Here is an 18,112-nt window from a genome sequence, read left to right as displayed (position 1 = left end):
CCTGATCACCCGCAATTTTGGGTAAAGCAATGGGCCCCATCCACGAGGATGGGGCCCATGATCATACTTTCGTTCTACACGAAGGTGCCTACTCGCCTCATGCCGAGGCTTGCTCGCGGCGACGCATGAGCGCAGCGCCCAATGCCAGTCCAAGCGCACCCAAACCGATCATTGGAGCAGTCATAACACCGGTGTGGGCCAAGGGAGTCTTCGGCGAAGGAGTGGTGCTGGTCGTGGGGGAAGGTGTCGCCTCGGTTGTCGACTCAGAGGGCGAGGGTGTCACCGTGGTAGCCGGAGGAGTCGAGGTCGAGGGAGCGGGAGGAGTTGGGCGATTCTCACCCGAGAGACCGCCCCAGCCAACCGTATCAATCGCGATAATGCGCTCAGCGGTCATTCCATTGACATCGGCCTTGTTACTGAAGACATTTCCAGCCTTTGCATTCTCCGGAATATTCAGCACGGTGAAGTACTTGATCATGTAGTAGGCGTCGCTGTTCGAGTTCGGGAAAGAAGCAACGAATCCGGTCGAGGTCTCGGTCATGGTGAAGGTGCCTCCATTGACCGCTCCCCCAACGGGAATGCTCTCAACGTAGTTCTGATGACTCGGGTCAGCCTTGAAGTCATCAAGAGAGTTCCACTTGAGCAAGCTTGTGCGCTGCCATGCATTCGGATCCGTTGAGGGGTCATTGAACAGCTTGTAGCCGCCATGAGCAGTGTCGAAGGTGTCAGTCACCGAAATGGTATCCGAGTGAATGTTACGTTCTGGGATGTAGACCTCCCAGGTAAAACGTTCTTCGTGTCCCTCGTGCAGCTGCCAGCCATGCTTCCACGGAGTATCGGGAGCGTAGCCGTTCGTGTTCGGAACGACGTTACCGTTTTCAATGTCCGCAGCTAGGACGATGTCATGGCCGATCTTGAACTCAAAGCGCGTTGAAGTGGTCGCACGAACCACATCTGCGAGGACGTGAATGTCGCCCTTCATGTTGATGTGGTTATCTGCGTAGTCCGTAAACGCACAGCGCAGCGTCTGTCCCACGCCATTGGGGATGACACACTTCATTGCGACGCCACCGGTGTTCTTATCGGTGACATCAAAGTAGGCTTCGCGGGTGCGCAGCTCGCTGGGCAACTGGATGGTGATGGTATCCGTTTCGGCAACATCCACACCAGTCGTGTCGAAGCTGAAGTCCATCGTGAAGTTATCCCACACAAGGTTAGGGCCGTTCGGAGTCGAACGGTTCTTCATTACGACGTTCTTGACGACTTGGTTTACCTCGACGGGCACGTGATCCGCGCGAGATGGAGATGCGGTCATCACCATCATCGCACCAGCACCGGAGAGTGTACAGATCAGTGCACCTGCAATCGAGGCGCGGCGAAGACGCGCACCTGAAGCATTGAAAATCATGAAGCCACTTCTTTCTGGAGGGTTGTGACACGAGTGACCAAGCATTAGAAGACTATCACACCCACATTCAGCTTCAACTCAGGTTACACCGCGAATAACATCAGAAATTTTGGCCATTTTCTGCGGATTCTCAGAAATTTTTTCAGACAAATACCGATATATATATTGAGCTATGTCATAAAGAGCCGCCCGGCACTCCTCTAGCGCTATGTTACGTACAAAATGATTGACCGGTGTCTCCGTACGGAGACACCGGTCAATCAGACTAGCGAGAAATTAAGTTACTGTGCGCGTCGACGCGAAAGCATTGCGCCCAGCGTGCCAGCCAAGGCGCCGGCGAGAAGGACAATCGCAGCACTTGCATCCGTGTGGGCCAGGACCTTAGGAGCTTCAGTCGACGTTGAAACACTGGGTTCGGGCTCCGGCGTGGTAGTAGAGGGAGTCGGGGTCGGAGTCTTCTTCTTATCTGCATCGACATCGCCCCACCCGGCGGTGCTAATGACGATGCTCTTCTCGGTAACTTGGTCATTGACGACAGCAGTGTTCTTGAACGCACTGCCGACGCTTGCACTCGCAGGAACCTTCAGTTCTGTGTAGTACTTGAGCAAGTAGTAAGCATCGCCACCCGAGTTCGGGAAAGATGCGACAAAACCGTCAGCAGTCTCTGTCATGGTGAAGGTTCCACCATTGATCGAGCCACCGACATTGACCTTCTCAGCAAAATTCTCACGCTTCGGGTCATTCTGGAAATCTTCCAGCGAATTCCACTTCAGAAGACGCGTACGCTGCCATGCACCGTTCGGATCATTGAAAAGCTTGTAGCCACCGTTGGCGGGATCAAAAGTATCGGTCACGCTAATGGTGCTTGCATGGTTTTGGCGCTCAGGGATATAGACCTCCCATGTAAAGCGCTCATCATGCCCATTGTGAAGCTGCCAGCCATCCTTATAGGCCTTCACAGGAGCATGAGCATTAGACTTCGGAACAATCTTTCCATTGGGCATGGGCACAGGAAGCGTCACTGTGTGATTCACGGTGAAGTTCAAATTCTCACTTGAAGATTCAGCGGCTATATCACCAACCAAGTGAATCTGCCCCTTCGCATTTTCATGCGTCTTCATGTAGTCGGTGAAAACGCAGGTAAGTTCAGGCCCTTCACCAGAAGGAACCGAGCACCGAAGCGCTACGCCATCAGTCTGAGTATCAGTCACATCGAAAGAAGCCTGACGAGTTCTCAATTCCTTGGGAAGCTTAATAGTGAGCGTGCCATTTTCGGCTACAGTCTTACCGGTCGTATCGAAGGAGAAAACGGCACTGAAAGAGTCGAAGACGTTGTTGGGACCATTTGGATGCGAGGTGTTCTTGATCGACGCATCGGTAACCACATTGACATCCGCGGCCTGTGCGACGCCGTTCGAGGTCATCACACCGACAGAAGCTCCAGCACCAACTAGCGCACAAGCGAGTGCCGTAGCTCCCCAAGAATACACCGGGCGGACGCGTATCACTTCAGAGTTCATCACAAGTTATCTTTCATTGAGAACGTCGGACTGTATTGAGGCAACTTGAATGCCAACACAGCAACATTCAGCTAAAATTCATAGATTTCTCACACTTTCTACATTTTCTGGATATTGCAAGGAAAACTCCTAATTAAAGGGCATGAGACGAGTTTTATTCTTCCGAAATTCCCCTATGCAAATGAAGGCCAGATGAAAATTTCAGATCCTTATAGAAAAAGTGGCTGGTGCGAAATTACACACCAGCCACGCTTACGATCACCGACCACTCATTGCGCCCGACGGGCAATGAGTGCGGCCTCGGCAAATTGGTCACTTGCCGCAACCCCCAGCTTGGCTCGGATCCAAAGTCATATGAGAATCTTTAATCCGAGCCGCAGGAGTGAACGCCATCGCGACACCGGCAAGCACTGACAGAACAACGAAGATATACATTGCAACTTCGACACCCACAACAGACGCAAGAAGACCAGCAGCGACCGATCCCAGGGGCATCACTCCCCACACCGCGAAACGGAAGGTTGCATTCATACGCCCAAGCATCCACTTAGGGCAAATTTCCTGCCGCAAACTCATCTGCGTCACGTTGTAGATGGTAATGAAATAGGAGTAGACAATTCCCGCGCCAGCGATGACCCAGTCCGCAATCTCGGGCACATGAAGTGCCGCCGGCTGCAAGAGAAGGATCGCAACCCCAACTACGTAAGTGATCACGATGCAACGCCCGATCCCTAGGCGCCCAAGCCACAGGGAACGAGTCATCGCGCCAAAAATGCCGCCAATCGCTCCCGCACTCAGAAGTACCCCTAGTTGCGTCGCATTCATGCCCAGTGTTCGAAGCACCAAAATCGGCAAGAGAACTCGCAACCCTGAACCCGTAAAAGCAGCAAAGGAGATACACGAGAACAGGGGAAAAAGCAGAGGCTCGTGTCGAACGAAGCTCAACCCCTCGCGGATTTGCGCAAACAACGAAGCACTAGGGCGCTCGGGTTTAGGCTCAGGTGTTCGAATTCGCCAAATCGCCACCGTCGAAAACACGTACGTTGCTGCGGAAAATACGTAGGCAAGCGGAGGCGCAAAGACCCCCAAGAGCCAGCCACCTAAACCAGGGCCACCCGCAGCACCAACCTGGTACGAGGCCTCGAGCCGGCCATTCGCGGCTGCGATATACCGTGTGGATGCGATTGCCGGAACGTAGGACTGATAGGCAACATCGAAGAAGACTGTCGCAAGCCCTAAGAGCGCAGCAACGATCATCAGGTGCGTGAGCGTAAGCGTAAACCACTCATAGGCGATCGGAATCGAAATGAGTGCAAAAACCCGCGCAAGGTCTGAAACAATCATGACCCGGCGTTTACGCCAGCGATCAACCCACGCACCCGCGGGTAGGCCGATGAGAAGAAATGCGAGTGTCTGTAAACCGGTGAGGATGCCAACTTCAGACTCCGTGGCGTGCAATAGAGAGATAGCGATTGCCGAGGTTGCAAGAGTGGCTACTTGGAAACCAAACTCAGCTGCGGTCTGGCCGGCCCACAGGTGCATGAAAGCGGAATTGCGCGTGAGAGGATGATTCAGCAAGCGCCCAATCACCCTGTTCACTTCTTCCCCATCCTGCTTCGCGTTAAGTCTTCACTACCCCGATGACGCAAACGCGCGAATCTGGAAACTTCTCTCCGAATAGAAAAATACAAAAACGACTTGAAAACCAAGCCGTTTTTGTATCTTCTGTGCCCCCGAGACGATTCGAACGTCCGACACCCGCTTTAGGAGAGCGGTGCTCTATCCCCTGAGCTACGAGGGCGCACCCCCATAGGGTATCACCCACCTCTTCGTTTCTCAGACTCTCGAAAAAGAATGCATATACGTAAGCGGCGACACCCGAAGATGCCGCCGCTATTTAAAAACGCATGATCAGCGCCTACTCCACTCCTGCGAAGGATCAGGCGACACATCATGGTGAGCAGATGGAACCACCATTACCGGACAGGTCGAGTGCGCGATCACCGTCTGCGAAGTCGAACCCAATAAGATGCCGGCAAAGCCACCGCGACCTCGGGTGCCGACGACAACCAAATCGACGGCAGTCGAGAACTCGATGAGCAACGATGAGGGGGACCCATCCAAGGCATGACGAGCAACCTTGCGCTGGCGTCCATCCAAGGCTGCGTCAACAGCGTTATCAAGACCCTCCTTGACATCCTTGAGAAGCTTGTCGCGATCAATATTGGCTGGCAACCAAGCCATCATTGTCGTACCCGTTGCCATCGGCACTGCGGCAACTGCGGTCAGGCGAGCGTCCCACAGCTCAGCCTCGTCAACCGCACGCTTGAGCGCCGAGGTCGCACCTTCGGACCCATCGGAGCCAACGACAATACGCTCAATGGGAGTAAATGCCTTACCGGAAGTATGGCGAGGCACAATAACAACCGGGCAATGAGCATGGGCAGGAAGCGCGGAAGACACGGTGCCCAAGAGGCGGTCGGCGAAACCACCACCACCGCGCGAGCCAACAACAATCAAGTCGACTTCGCGCGACATGTCGATAAGAATGCCAGCGGGATCACCAGCCTCAACGAGGCCATGAACGTCAGGAGCTCCAACTTCCTTTGCGAGATCAACGCCTTGCTTGACGATCTGCGATGCTCCTTCTTTAAGAGCCGCATCGTCGAGAACCGCATATCCGCCATCCAGGGTTGCCGCAGCATACGATGCAACGGCATACGTACAAATAATATGGAGTCTGCATGAGCGAATCTTTGAACGCTCTGCGGCCCACTTAACTGCTGCGAAGCTCTCCTTTGAGCCATCGACGCCGACCAAAATCACTTCTGATGTCCCCATGACTACCTCCTCGTGATTACGTCACCACTATTTTGCCCTATTCGCACGTGAAATGTCAGTACTTCAGTGATTCCACAGCGAAAAACTGAATATCACGGAGCGCAGGCGGATACAGAAAAGGGGCCGCCGAAGCGACCCCTTCCCTATCACACAAAACTCAGTAGCGCACGAAGCTGTAGTTACCCCACAGCGGCTGGATCTTTGTCACAGAGCCGGGAGTCGTTGCTTCGATAACCATTCCGTTACCGGCGTAGATGCCCACGTGTCCGTAGGAGTGCCACACCAAGTCACCGGGACGAGCCTCGGAAGCCGAGACGAAGGTGCCTGCTGCACCCTGTGCACCGGAAGTACGGGGAATGGAAATACCAACTTGGGCGTAGACGTACTGGGTGAAGCCCGAGCAGTCAAAGCCCGCGGGGGTTGAACCACCGTAGACGTAAGGAATACCAGTGAGAGACATCGCAATTGAGACGATGTCAGAGCCCGAGGGGTTCACTGCTGCAGACGAAGTCGCCGAAGACGAAGTCGCCGAATCGCTCAGATCCGTACGAGTGTAATCACGCGAAGTAGTATTCGTCGTCGCAACAGCGGTCGGGGCTTCAGCTGAAGCAGAAACTTCATCACTAGCAGACCAGGCGATATCCGGGACCGAAACCGTCGTAGGCAGAACGGTCGCGGTGTTGTTCGAAGTATCGACTGCGGCATCATGGACGGTGGGGGCTGCAGTTGCAGTGCCACCGACGACAGCGGTCAGAGCGAGTCCAGCGGCCGACGCAGCAGCGGTGCCACGAAGCGGTGTCTTGAACGCGGTGAGCGTGTCAGCCAAGTCGAAAACAGGGGCCATCGGGCGGCGCGCCTTGCGGTGCCGCGGCGCGGGCTTACCAGTTGTCACAAGTAATCTCCTCTTTGACCTGCGAGGTGAGCTGTCGGGTTCGGGCGGGAGAGCCCGGCTTGGTTTCCCAAGCTTCACCCCAAGACCCAAAGGTCGTAAGTGGTTTCCCCGCGTTGAACCTTCGTCTTACCTATTTCTTCGCGGTTCAACCTCGGTTAACGAAGAACGGTCGGCCAGTGCGGCCATTTATGAGTCTACTGTACTGACCCTGAAATGTCACGTCAATGTAACGAAACGATGACGAACATATTACAGGTTTTCTTAAGGTTTTGCAGCTAACTTTCAGAATTGTTGGTCAGAGAACTTAATTAAGCGTGATGAAAAGGTGCGGAGCGAGCGTCAAAGGCAGTTGAACAGCCTGACCGGGTACCGATTCCTTCCCATCAGCGGTGTGCGTTACCTCAAGAACGACCTCACGAGGGTCAGCCTCGAAGTTAATTCGAGCCCCTGGACGCACTCCGCACCGAGCAAAGGCCGCCAACACTTCCGTCTCCGCCTGGATGGGTTCACCAATTCGGGTAACCGTCCCAGAAGTGGACTCCCCCATTCGCAATGCCAGTTCCATCGAAATACCGTCTGAGACCCCATCCGTTCGAGGAATCGGGTTTCCATAGGGATCGGTGGTCGGGTTATGAAGAATTTCCCCAAGACGCTTCTCGACTCGATCCGACATGACGTGCTCCCAGCGACACGCTTCCTCATGGGTGTGGGCCCAATCCAAACCGATGACATCAGTCAAAAGACGCTCAGCAAGGCGGTGCTTGCGAACAACTTCAATGGCGCGCTCACGTCCCAGAGCCGTTAGTTCCAGCCGCCGGTCCCCCATGACATGCACGAGGCCGTCACGTTCCATTCGTCCAATTGTTTGCGAAACCGTGGGGCCAGAGTGTCCCAATCGCTCGACAATTCGAGCACGAAGAGGCGTAACACCGTCTTCTTCAAGCTCAAAAATCGTCTTGAGATACATTTCGGTGGTATCGATCAGATCGCTCACGATTCCTCCATAGGTAGTTTCTGACCTCAGAGTACATATTTCCGCGCCATGGTGTTTATTAGCTTGGAAAACCGCGCGTCACGGGGAGTCAGATGGGCAACTTCGGCATCAATTGAGATAAGCCGATGTTTCTAATTCCCCGTATGGGGATCGTAATGAGCATTCGGGTTCTCGATTTCAACGGGGTGCGCACCCGCGCGAACATGCAGATGGATATCCCACCGTTTCATACACACCACTGCAGCAATAATCGTGACAATCAGGGTCGAGACTGAACCCACCCAAATCGAGGCACGAGCATCAATCACTTGACCGATCCACCCCACAAAGGGAGCACCGATAGGTGTCGACCCCATAACGACCATGCCGTATAGCGCCAAAATCCGTCCACGTACATCTTCTGCAGTCGTTGTTTGAACTGCAGCATTTGCAGAAGTGAGCATGGTGATCATGGCAAAACCCGTCGGAATGCACATAATCCCATAGATTTCATAAGTGGGTGCGAATGCCAGAATCGTTGATATAACGCCCAATGCAATAGTCGAGCCAACGACCAAACGAAGACGCGGACGCTTCCGACGCGCAGCAAAAAGTGCCCCAGAAAACGATCCGACCGCAATCAGTGCGCTCAACATACCGTACTGGCCTGCTCCCCTATGGAAAACCGTTGTCGCCATGACAGCCGTCGTGAGCTGCTGATTAAGAACCAAAGCCGACGCAAAACCGACTACGACAATGATCAGAATAAGATCGGGACGGCCTCGTAAATACACAAGCCCCTCACGCAGCTGCCCTTTCTTCCGAGGAACCGGCCGGCGAGGCACTAAATCTTTATGGCGAATTGATGTCGTGAACATCGCGGCAATCAGGAACATTCCCGAGTTCACAAAGAAGACCCAGGCCTCGCCCACCCAATCAATCATCAGGCCAGAAATCGCGGGGCCTACCAGACGGGCAAAATTAAAAGCAACGGAGTTGAGCGCTACAGCGTTCGTAATCGATGAAGCGGGGACAAGCTCGGAAACAAAAGCCTGGCGCGCAGGAGAGTCGAAAGCCGCGGCCACTCCCCCGCCAAAGGCTAAGGCATACACCAGCCACAGATGCGCATGCCCCGTAAAAACCATAATTCCCAAGAGCAGGCCAAAAACGCCGAAAGATACCTGGGTGACCTGGATGATTCCTTTGCGATCAAGACGGTCGACCACGACCCCCGCATAGGGACTCAAAAGAAGAATGGGGAGGAATTGAAGAGCCGTGACGATCCCGATTTGGAAAGAGGAATTCTGCGTCAATACGGTCAAAACAAGCCAGTCCTGAGCAACGCGCTGCATCCACTGGGCAGAAGCAGCCAACACATTGGCAACAAACCAATGCCGGAAACTCCGATACTCAAATGACTGAAAAGTTCGTGACACAAAAACCCCCACATCGCTCAAGACCACTTTTGAGGATACGCCCAAATACACGTGTAGGGGCCGACGCATGCCGGCCCCCACACAAGGTAGATAACGGGTCAGGCTCCCAAAGCAGCCTGAATCGGACCCAAGAGGAAGTAGACCACGAAGAGGATCGAGGTCAGCCACATCAGCGGGTGAATCTTACGAGCCTTGCCCAAGGTGATCTGAATGACCGTGTAGGCAATGAAGCCAACACCGATACCCACCGAGATCGAGTAGGCGAAAGGCATAAAGGCGATGGTCAAGAAGCCGGGGATTGCGTACTCCGGATCCTTCCAATCAACCTCAAGAACCTGAGCCATCATGAGGAAGCCAACGAAGACCAGTGCGGTCGAGGCGGCCTCGGTCGGGACAAGCTGAACCAGGGGCGAAAGGAAGGTGGACAGCAGGAAAAGGACACCGGTGACAACCGAGGCCAAACCAGTACGCGCACCCTCGCCAACACCGGAGGTCGACTCAATGTAGGAGGTGTTCGAAGAGACACCACCCAGACCACCTGCAGCAGCAGCCAAGGAGTCAATGAGCAGAATACGGCTGGAGTGAGGCGGGTTTCCGGCTTCGTCCAGAAGATCACCCTCAGCACCGACAGCAACCATCGTTCCCATGGTGTCGAAGAAGTCTGCAAGCATCAGCGAGAAGATCAGCAGAACAACCGAAACAACGCCGAGCTTTCCGAAGGCGCCAAAGAAATCGATCTGGAAAAGCGAGTTAAAGCTGGGGATCGAAATCGGAGAGCCGCTCAGTGCCGGAATGGTCTGTCCCCAACCGGTCGGAGAGTTCTCACTGCGTACGGGAAGGTGGACGAAGAGCTGGAGAATCGCAGCCAAAACCGTGGAAGTGATAAGGCCGATGAGCATTGCACCCTTGACCTTGCGCACGTACAAGATGATGGTCAGACCAAGGCCAACAACGAAGACCAAGGTCGGCCATCCCTGCAGGGAGCCATTGATACCAAGCTGAACCGGTGTTGAGCCTGCACGAATGATACCCGCGTTAATCAGGCCAACCAGGGTAACAAAAAGACCGATACCTACAGAGATAGCGGTCTTGATCTGGTACGGAACTGCGCGGAAGACCGCGTCTCGGAATCCTGTGAGAACCAGAACGGTAATGAGGATACCTTCCCAGAAGATGAGGCCCATGGCCTCTTGGAAGGTTAGTCCTGAACCAAGGACCAAGGTGAAGGCAACGATTGCATTGAGGCCAAGACCTGCGGCCAGCGCCAGCGGGTAGTTCGCAACGACACCCATGAGGATGGTCATGATGCCCGCGACAAGTGCGGTGCCTGCAGCAATTCCAGCGGGGGTAATGGAGCCGTCTTGAGGCAGAGCGGCCGAAAGAATCGATGGGTTAACAACAAGGATGTAGGCCATTGCGAAGAAGGTGACCACGCCACCTCGGACTTCGCGACCAATTGTTGATCCACGTTCAGTGATGTGGAAGAAAGTGTCAAGGGAATTCAGTGGCTTTGCGCTCGATGGCGCTTTTTCTTGTGTGCTCACTTCCCAAAGTTTCGCTGAAAAAACACTCAAAGTGAAGCGCTTATCATCCAGCGAGATGCACTTTGATTTCCCGGGTTGACCTGCTTATAGTTCTTATTTAGAACCAGTTTCGTTTTTCAGGACCCGATTCGCTCAGATTCAACAAGAAAATCGTTGATACGCGAGGGGCGGATCGGCCAATCCGTTCCGTTGTTCGGCACATCAGTTTCAGAGTGTGCACCGCAGGTGTGATCCAAACTCACGACACAGCCATCATCTTGCGCCCATTCATTTGCACAGACACCAAAGACTAGACGCATCGAACCGGACATCTTCATGAGGAAGCCGCAGGTCGAACAGGTCTGCTTGGGGCGACGACCACGTTTGGGACCGCGATCCGAGGCATACCAGCGCTTTGCAGCATCATCGTGACCTTTATCAGAAAGAACGCGAACGCGCCCCAATCCCAACTCACGATCCGTTGGCAAATCCGGGTCCTCACCGGTGTCCTCAAGCCCCGAAATCAGGCGATCATCGTCGTCACGGTAGGGCAGAACGTCCTCACGGCTCACATCGCCTGGCTGCAGTCGGTCCTCCCATGGGAGCCACTCGGGTGCCAAAAGCGCACCGGAACCGGGTACCAAATCAACTTCACACACCGTGATCTTCCGCGAGCGTGGAACGCGCGTCAAGGTGACCGACCAACGCCAGCCGACGTAACCGGCATCGTTACAGGCGAAGTAGTGAGTGCCAAGGCGGTCGGCATTCATCTCGAAAGAAAGATGCTCTCCGACAGAGACTTCTCCCCCGACTTCGATCGCGTTTTCACGCGCAAAATCCACCGCTTGGGCGAGCTGCTGATCCATTCGCCCACGCGCGGACGCAGTTTTCTCAGGCATCAAAATCCTCTGCAACGGCCCGCATGACCTTCGCAATCTTTGCCGCATTTTCCGGGTAGTGTCCGCGGCGCAAAGATTCAGAAGAGGCATCGAGCAGTTTAATTAAGTCTTCGACGACGGGCACCATGGTTTCGGGCTTGCGTCGTTGGGCACGCGCCACGGAGTGCGGCGTGGAAATAATACGAACCGACAGCGCCTGCGGCCCCTTGCGCCCATCGGCAACTCCGTATTCAACACGAGTCCCGGGACGAGGCGTCACTCCTTCAGGCAGCGCGGAAGAGTGCAGGAAAACCTGACCACCGTCTTCTCCCATAATGAAGCCAAAACCGCGCTCAGCATCAAAAAACTTCACCTTACCAGTGGGCATCCTGTGCACTCCTTCCTGTGTCATCGGCTAAGGACGTAGCCTCCATCATAGATGGCGCGTCAATCAAACGCTTCTTAGCCGTAAACTAGTGGCTATGTTTTACCACGCTTTCCGCTCTCGTTGTACGGCTTTTCTCGCCGCGCTCACTACGCTGCTTGTCGCGACGTGTCTACCGACCGGAATCGCGCGCGCCGATTCACCGGTGACCGTAACGACAAACCTGACGGATACAGCCTCGTTCCTGTCTGAAAACTCAGTCCAATCCATTAATACTGAACTGCGTGCCCTTCAAAGAAAAGGTCTGGATACCTACGTCGTTGTGGTCCCAGATTTTTCAGGAACAACCCCTCTGGAATGGTGCAATACAGTAGGTACCCAATCAGGCCTATCCAGTTCTTCGCTGGTCTTAGTCATTGCAACGCAAGAACGCCAGACGGCCACGTGCGGTAATTCAAACGAAAAAGGGATCGATGACGCGACGGTTGTGAGCGCATTCTCGGGATTAAAGGACGTGCTTGGCAAGGCAGATCCTCTGGACGAATCAACTTTGGCTACTGGCCTCAATCTTTTCGTTACCGAACTGGAAGCGGGAGTAGCAACTAAATCCACCACGACCTCGTCGACGGCAACAAATTCCAGCGCGACGACTTCTCACAGCTCCACGCACAACTCGAGCTCACTGGCCATCGCCATCGGCGCAATGGCTCCGTTCCTTCTGCTTCCCGCTATCATCCTCGTATTTCTGTTTATCGTTATGCGTTCTCAACGCAAGACACGCAAAAATGTCGTGCGGAATCAGGCTGAGGAACATACTCAGCAGACCTTGGATCTTGCACACCTTCTGCTGGACGCAGACGACATTGTTCGTTCAAGTGACGACGAAATCCAATTCGCCCAGGCTCAATTCGGCCCAGAGTCCGTCAAGTCCTACTCACAGGCGCTTGAAACGGCGCGAGCACTGGTCAATAAGGGTTTCACCATGCAGCGCGAAAACGAAGATGGAAGCCACCCACGATCTCCCTACGAATTCCAAGAGTTTGTTGGGAAACTCAACGCCGCAATGAACCAATTGGTTGCAGAGAAAAATGCTTTCACTCAGCGCCGTAACCAGGTTGCGAATATCGGCCAGCAAGCCCACGAATTGCTCGAGATGATTGCACAGACTCGCACTCAAGTGGCTCAGGCGGAGATGGACCTTCAGACCCTCCAGCTCGCCTATTCTCCCGAGGCCGTCGCCTCCCTGAAGGGACGTCCCGACCAGGCCCGCGCCCTCTTGGATCAGGCCGAAAGCAGCACAAACGAGGCCCTAGCGAACGAGAGTAACGGTCAGAACGCACTTCAGATCCTCGAAGTTGCACGTCGGGCTCTGGCGCTGGCGCGCCATCAGCTGGAAGCCATCACCCAAGCTCCTGATCAACTTTCACATTCTTCGGAACTTTTGACCGCTGCAATCGGTTCAATTACCTCGGATATTTCCGATGTGACTCGCCTTCATGCGGATCCAAGCGCATTCCAGCAGCTGGTTGCCTCCGCTCAAGAAGCAATTAACGCCGGCAATGCCGCGCAGAACGGGAAGGGTGATCCATTGGTCGCGCTTGAGTCTTTGCGCGTTGCGGAAGCTGCGCTTGACGAGGCCTTGGCCCCCTTACGTAGCGCAGAAGAACGCAGCCAGCGAGCTGAGTCAGGAATTGACGCACTTTTGGCTCAGGCTGATTCCGATGTCGCGCGTGCAAGCCAGCACGTGACAAGTCACGGCACGCTAGTTGGTTTTGACGCACGCTCAAATCTTTCTTTCGCACAGTCCTCACTTCAGAGTGCTCACTCCTATCATGACCAAGGCAATGACGAGACTGCTGCTAGTCAAGCGCGAAACGCAATTACCTACGCGCAGGCCGCAATCAATGCTCCCCTGAACACTCCGCAACACTCCACAACGGGTGACTCAATTGTCAATGGAATCGGAATGGGCAGCATGCTTGTATGGTCTGTCTTGAATGGAATGCTCTCTGGAGGAAGTTCACGTCGTCACGATTGGGACGGGGGCGGTTCCAGTTGGGGTGGTTCCAGCGGAGGAAACTTCGGCGGAGGCTTTAGTGGCGGCTTCGGCGGAGGCGGCTTCGGCGGTTCCAACGGATCAGGTCACACCGGTTCTTTCTGAAGTAGGATATAGTTCAACCATAATTTTTCCCGCTTCCCAAAGGAGGAAACAATGGCGGAAAAGCAAACCATTCTTGGACGTATTTCTCAGCTCGCAAAGGCAAACATCAATGCGATCCTCGACCGTGCCGAGGACCCTCAGAAGATGCTTGATCAGCTGATTCGTGACTACACGAACTCGATCGCAGAAGCTGAGACCGCAGTTGCACAGACCGTAGGCAACCTCCGCTTGGCCGAGAAGGACCACGATGAGGACGTCACAGTAGCTGCAGATTGGGGACGCAAGGCAGCCGCGGCCTCGGCAAAGGCAGAGGAAATGCGCGCAGCCGGCGACCAGGCCGGCGCACAGAAGTGGGACGATCTGGCTCGCGTCGCCATCGGCAAGCAGATCCAGTTCGAGGGCGAAGCAAAGAACGCTGAGCCACTGATCGCTTCTCAGCGCGAGGTCGTCGACAAGCTCAAGAACGGGCTGGTCCAGATGAAGGACAAACTCAGCGAGCTCAAGACGAAGCGTGATCAGCTGGTGGCACGCCAGAAGGCCGCCGAGGCACAGGCACAGGTTTCGGATGCAGTTGCCTCGATCAATGTTCTTGACCCCACGTCCGAGCTCTCGCGCTTCGAGGACAAGGTTCGTCGTACCGAGGCAATGGCCCAGGGCAAGGCTGAGGTTGCGACCTCCTCGCTGGACTCACAGTTCGCAGAGCTGGAGACCGATTCTTCGCAGGCTGAAATCGAAGCTCGTCTTGCGGCACTGAAGCAGCAGCACTGATTGACCGCATAAAAATGTGGGCCCTAGATCAGGGCCCACATTTTTATATGTCAGAGATAATCGAAAGGGTCGAAGTCGTCGATATCGATGATGTGAATACGTGGAAGCTGTACTTGGAATGCGTGCGCATCGTATTCAAGGTCGATGATTTCAAGGCCTAAATCTTCCAGTTCATGGAACTGGCTGGAGAGGAACTCCTTGAAACACATAATCCCTACGCGGTGTCCGTTTTCAAGCAGATCCTGAATTTGCGGCAGGAAATCGGCGTCGTGAGAAGCCAAAATAACTGAGCCCGATCCTTGCTCTGCAATGGCTTCGAGGGTGCGTTGAATACCGACATCGACGACCTTCATGTCGTCTGGACCAGCTAGGGGAAGAGCACGGTAACCCATTGCATGGAGCGCTTGAATAAAGCCCATGGGAAGGTAACCAGAGGTTCCATTGAGATAGAAAAGACCACGCACTTGCTGATGCCAGAGTTGTTCGGTCGCTTCACGAATTCGATCCCAGCGTGGACGCTCATCGGGAGTTGGGCGGCGATCCAGAACGGAAAGCCCAAGTGTGGCATCGATGTTTTCACCATCGATCAGGAGATATGTCGCTTCTGCGTCAGGGGGGTTCATAGTCCAATCCTATACTTTCGCGCATCGACACATGCGTGAATTAAGGGGAAATCCTCATCGCGAGGCGCCTGAGACACAAGAGGCCGGGAACGCAGATGCGGCCCCGGCCTCTTTGTTCTCTCAATACCTTGAGACTACTTCACGTCCTCGTCAACCCAGTCGAGAGTACGGGTGACAGCCTTCTTCCACAGACGGTAGGTGCGATCACGTTCTGCAGGAGCCATTGAAGGAGTCCAGCGCTTGCCTTCCTGCCAGTTGGCAACGACATCGTCGGTGCCCGACCAGAAGCCAACAGCGATGCCCGCAGCGTAAGCAGCACCTAGTGCGGTGGTCTCAATGACCTTCGGTCGAACAACATCAACGCCGCACAGGTCAGCCTGGAACTGCATGACCAGATCATCGTGCGTCATACCGCCGTCGACCTTGAGCTCCTTGAGAGGAACACCCGAGTCGGCATTCATTGCATCCAGGACTTCTGCGCTCTGGAAAGCGGTGGATTCCTCAACCGCGCGAGCAATGTGACCCTTGTTGACGTAACGGGTCAAGCCGACGATTGCGCCACGCGCATCGGAACGCCAGTACGGTGCGAAAAGACCGGAGAATGCGGGGACGAAGTAGACGCCACCGTTGTCTTCGACCGTACGTGCCAGTTCACCGATATCGGAGGACTTCACGATCATGCCCAGGTTGTCGCGCAGCCACTGAACCAGCGAGCCGGCAACAGCGATGGATCCTTCCAAAGCGTAAACGGGAGCCTGATCACCGATCTTGTAGGCAACCGTCGTGAGCAAACCATTGTTGGAGAACACGGGCTCGGTGCCGGTGTTCATCAGCATGAAGCAGCCGGTGCCGTAGGTGTTCTTCGCCATGCCCTTTTCGAAGCAAGCCTGGCCAAAGGTTGCAGCCTGCTGGTCACCAAGGATGCCCGAAATTGGCGTATCAATGAGCAGACCGTTCTTACGACCGTAACCGTAGATCTCCGAGGAGGACTTGATCTCAGGCAGCATCGACATGGGAATGCCGAAAATCTCGCAAACATCTTCGCGCCACTGAAGGGTGCGGATATCCATGAGCATGGTACGCGAGGCGTTGGTGACGTCAGTGTAGTGAACGCCGCCGTGCACGCCGCCCGTCAAGTTCCACAAAACCCAAGAGTCGGTGTTGCCGAAGTAGAGATCGCCGGCCTCGGCTCGCTCGCGTGCACCCTCCACGTTGTCGAGGATCCACTTAATCTTCGAACCGGAGAAGTAGGGAGACAGCCCAAGGCCACAAATCTGACGGAAGCGGTCGGGCCCCTCGTCACCTTCAAGTTCCTTGACGATGTCGGAGGTACGCATGTCCTGCCAGACAATCGCGTTGTAAACGGGCTCGCCGGTGTTCTTATCCCACACGACGGTGGTTTCACGCTGGTTGGTGATGCCGACGGCCGCCAGTTCGTGACGGTTAATTTCGGCCTTCTGCAGCGCATCAGCGACGACCTGACGCGTGGTATCCCAGATCTCGACCGGGTTGTGCTCAACCCAACCGGGGTTCGGGAAGATCTGGGTGAATTCCTTCTGCCCAACGGAGACAATCTCACCGGAGTGATTGAAGATGATTGCTCGGGTTGAAGTCGTCCCCTGGTCGATTGCCATGACGAATTCTTTAGTAGTCATGAGTTTCCTTTCGAAAATAGTGTCACGTCGTTGTATTTACTCAGACAAGGACGAGGAAGTAGAGGACAGTTCCCAACACAGCACCAACGATGGGGCCGACAACGGGAACCCACGAGTATGCCCAGTCAGAGCCACCCTTACCCTTGATCGGCAAAATCGCGTGAGCAATACGAGGGCCGAGGTCACGAGCGGGGTTGATTGCGTATCCGGTGGGGCCACCCAGGGAGTTGCCGATGACGACGATGATGAGAGCAACGCCAAGCGGGCCAATCGCAGTTTCGGTGTAGCCGGAGACAAAGACCCAGAGGATAAGGACAGCGGTGCCGATGGCCTCAGTGACGCAGTTCCAAGCGTAGGAACGAATCTCGGGGCCGGTCGAGAAGACACCGAGCTTCAGAGCAGGATCGCAATCCTCATCGAAGTGCTTCTTGAAGGTCAGCCAGCACAGGACAGCACCGACAAACGCACCGAGGAACTGGGCAATGATGTAGACGGCAACGTTCGAGCCAGTGACAAGAACAGCTGCGGGCTTATCTAGCGGAACGCCATTGAGAGTCGTGTGGGGATCAAAGAGGTAGGCGACAACCTTTGCAATGGTGACTGCGGGGTTCAGGTGTCCACCGCTACGGAAAGCAACATAAACACCTGCAAATACTGCAAGTCCCCATCCGAAGTTGATCATGAGCCAACCGCCACCCTTGCCCTTGGACTTGGGCAGCAGATTCGTGGCAACGACGCCGCCACCAAGGAGAAGAAGTACTGCAGTCCCAAGGAACTCAGACCAGAAGACCTCCGCCGTTGTCACCGGAATTGACGTGTCAAAGGCTGGGAGAATTGTTGCGAGCATATTTCCCTAACTTTCTCCGTCGCGTCTTCGCGACGGGGTCATTGGCGGGATTTCACCGCCATGCACGTACCACCAGACCACCCTCATTCGAAGATGCGTTGTGGATCACGTTTAGTATCTCATTTGTTGCCCTTCACCCCAAATGGATGAACGTATGTTCATGTATTTGGGTTAACCTGTGGACAAGTACACCATGTGGAAG

General features: G+C 54.8%; 15 protein-coding genes, 1 tRNA gene and 1 riboswitch. Of the genes, 2 read left to right on the top strand and 14 right to left on the bottom strand.

Annotated elements, in window-relative coordinates; genetic code table 11:
* Nucleotides 1-97: 97 nt before the first annotated feature.
* From RW023_RS05890 to RW023_RS05840, 11 genes are all read right to left on the bottom strand, one after another.
* On the bottom strand, nucleotides 98-1,408 hold the full coding sequence (locus RW023_RS05890; RefSeq protein WP_315580321.1) for an Ig-like domain-containing protein: 1,311 nt from the start codon (nucleotides 1,406-1,408) through the stop codon (nucleotides 98-100).
* Between the two features lie 281 nt (nucleotides 1,409-1,689).
* A complete protein-coding gene (locus RW023_RS05885; RefSeq protein ID WP_315580320.1) occupies nucleotides 1,690-2,928 on the bottom strand; it encodes an Ig-like domain-containing protein in 1,239 nt (412 codons plus the stop codon).
* A gap of 312 nt (nucleotides 2,929-3,240) precedes the next feature.
* Nucleotides 3,241-4,518, bottom strand: a complete 1,278-nt coding sequence (locus tag RW023_RS05880) for an MFS transporter (protein WP_399499430.1) — start codon at nucleotides 4,516-4,518, stop codon at nucleotides 3,241-3,243.
* A 138-nt stretch (nucleotides 4,519-4,656) separates the two neighbouring features.
* Nucleotides 4,657-4,729, bottom strand: a tRNA-Arg gene (locus tag RW023_RS05875).
* 110 nt (nucleotides 4,730-4,839) lie between these two features.
* Complete coding sequence (locus tag RW023_RS05870; protein ID WP_315580318.1) at nucleotides 4,840-5,769, bottom strand: universal stress protein; 930 nt, start codon at nucleotides 5,767-5,769, stop codon at nucleotides 4,840-4,842.
* A 157-nt stretch (nucleotides 5,770-5,926) separates the two neighbouring features.
* A complete protein-coding gene (locus RW023_RS05865; protein ID WP_315580317.1) occupies nucleotides 5,927-6,661 on the bottom strand; it encodes an NlpC/P60 family protein in 735 nt (244 codons plus the stop codon).
* Nucleotides 6,662-6,664: 3 nt separating this feature from the next.
* Nucleotides 6,665-6,797, bottom strand: a riboswitch (cyclic di-AMP (ydaO/yuaA leader).
* Nucleotides 6,798-6,965: 168 nt separating this feature from the next.
* A complete protein-coding gene (locus tag RW023_RS05860; RefSeq protein WP_315580316.1) occupies nucleotides 6,966-7,655 on the bottom strand; it encodes a metal-dependent transcriptional regulator in 690 nt (229 codons plus the stop codon).
* A 131-nt stretch (nucleotides 7,656-7,786) separates the two neighbouring features.
* On the bottom strand, nucleotides 7,787-9,070 hold the full coding sequence (locus RW023_RS05855; protein ID WP_315580315.1) for an MFS transporter: 1,284 nt from the start codon (nucleotides 9,068-9,070) through the stop codon (nucleotides 7,787-7,789).
* 98 nt (nucleotides 9,071-9,168) lie between these two features.
* Nucleotides 9,169-10,614: an NCS2 family permease gene (locus RW023_RS05850; RefSeq protein ID WP_315580314.1), complete on the bottom strand. Its 1,446-nt coding sequence runs from the start codon at nucleotides 10,612-10,614 to the stop codon at nucleotides 9,169-9,171.
* Between the two features lie 116 nt (nucleotides 10,615-10,730).
* On the bottom strand, nucleotides 10,731-11,492 hold the full coding sequence (locus RW023_RS05845; RefSeq protein ID WP_315580313.1) for a DUF3027 domain-containing protein: 762 nt from the start codon (nucleotides 11,490-11,492) through the stop codon (nucleotides 10,731-10,733).
* Nucleotides 11,485-11,859 (bottom strand): cold-shock protein, encoded by a 375-nt coding sequence (locus RW023_RS05840; protein WP_034251511.1) that lies wholly within the window; start codon nucleotides 11,857-11,859, stop codon nucleotides 11,485-11,487. The genes RW023_RS05845 and RW023_RS05840 overlap by 8 nt, the downstream gene beginning before the upstream one ends.
* Before the next feature lie 94 nt (nucleotides 11,860-11,953).
* On the opposite strand from RW023_RS05840, the gene RW023_RS05835 reads away from it, so the two are divergent.
* Both RW023_RS05835 and RW023_RS05830 read left to right on the top strand, forming a co-directional pair.
* Complete coding sequence (locus tag RW023_RS05835) at nucleotides 11,954-14,017, top strand: TPM domain-containing protein (RefSeq protein WP_315580342.1); 2,064 nt, start codon at nucleotides 11,954-11,956, stop codon at nucleotides 14,015-14,017.
* Nucleotides 14,018-14,068: 51 nt separating this feature from the next.
* A complete protein-coding gene (locus tag RW023_RS05830; protein ID WP_315580312.1) occupies nucleotides 14,069-14,785 on the top strand; it encodes a PspA/IM30 family protein in 717 nt (238 codons plus the stop codon).
* Nucleotides 14,786-14,835: 50 nt separating this feature from the next.
* On the opposite strand, the gene RW023_RS05825 is transcribed toward RW023_RS05830, so the two are convergent.
* The 3 genes from RW023_RS05825 to RW023_RS05815 all read right to left on the bottom strand — a co-directional run bounded on the left by RW023_RS05825 (nucleotide 14,836) and on the right by RW023_RS05815 (nucleotide 17,910).
* A complete protein-coding gene (locus RW023_RS05825) occupies nucleotides 14,836-15,408 on the bottom strand; it encodes an NYN domain-containing protein (RefSeq protein ID WP_009408661.1) in 573 nt (190 codons plus the stop codon).
* A 134-nt stretch (nucleotides 15,409-15,542) separates the two neighbouring features.
* A complete protein-coding gene (glpK, locus tag RW023_RS05820) occupies nucleotides 15,543-17,063 on the bottom strand; it encodes a glycerol kinase GlpK (RefSeq protein ID WP_315580311.1) in 1,521 nt (506 codons plus the stop codon).
* A gap of 40 nt (nucleotides 17,064-17,103) precedes the next feature.
* Entirely contained in the window at nucleotides 17,104-17,910 is an 807-nt protein-coding gene (locus RW023_RS05815; RefSeq protein WP_315580310.1) for an MIP/aquaporin family protein, read from the bottom strand.
* Nucleotides 17,911-18,112: the final 202 nt, after the last annotated feature.

Source organism: uncultured Actinomyces sp. (assembly GCF_963542285.1).
Lineage (GTDB): Bacteria > Actinomycetota > Actinomycetes > Actinomycetales > Actinomycetaceae > Pauljensenia.
The sequence above is the reverse complement of the archived record's forward strand: the minus strand, read 5'-3'. Positions and strand labels throughout refer to the sequence as shown.

Excerpts from the sequence above, each read along its gene's own strand:
- RW023_RS05885 (WP_315580320.1), bottom strand. The coding sequence starts at position 2,928 with ATGAACTCTGAAGTGATACGCGTCCGCCCGGTGTATTCTTGGGGAGCT.
- RW023_RS05870 (WP_315580318.1), bottom strand. The coding sequence starts at position 5,769 with ATGGGGACATCAGAAGTGATTTTGGTCGGCGTCGATGGCTCAAAGGAG.
- glpK (WP_315580311.1), bottom strand. The coding sequence starts at position 17,063 with ATGACTACTAAAGAATTCGTCATGGCAATCGACCAGGGGACGACTTCA.
- RW023_RS05825 (WP_009408661.1), bottom strand. The coding sequence starts at position 15,408 with ATGAACCCCCCTGACGCAGAAGCGACATATCTCCTGATCGATGGTGAA.
- RW023_RS05845 (WP_315580313.1), bottom strand. The coding sequence starts at position 11,492 with ATGCCTGAGAAAACTGCGTCCGCGCGTGGGCGAATGGATCAGCAGCTC.
- RW023_RS05835 (WP_315580342.1), top strand. The coding sequence starts at position 11,954 with ATGTTTTACCACGCTTTCCGCTCTCGTTGTACGGCTTTTCTCGCCGCG.
- RW023_RS05840 (WP_034251511.1), bottom strand. The coding sequence starts at position 11,859 with ATGCCCACTGGTAAGGTGAAGTTTTTTGATGCTGAGCGCGGTTTTGGC.
- RW023_RS05815 (WP_315580310.1), bottom strand. The coding sequence starts at position 17,910 with ATGCTCGCAACAATTCTCCCAGCCTTTGACACGTCAATTCCGGTGACA.
- RW023_RS05830 (WP_315580312.1), top strand. The coding sequence starts at position 14,069 with ATGGCGGAAAAGCAAACCATTCTTGGACGTATTTCTCAGCTCGCAAAG.
- RW023_RS05890 (WP_315580321.1), bottom strand. The coding sequence starts at position 1,408 with ATGATTTTCAATGCTTCAGGTGCGCGTCTTCGCCGCGCCTCGATTGCA.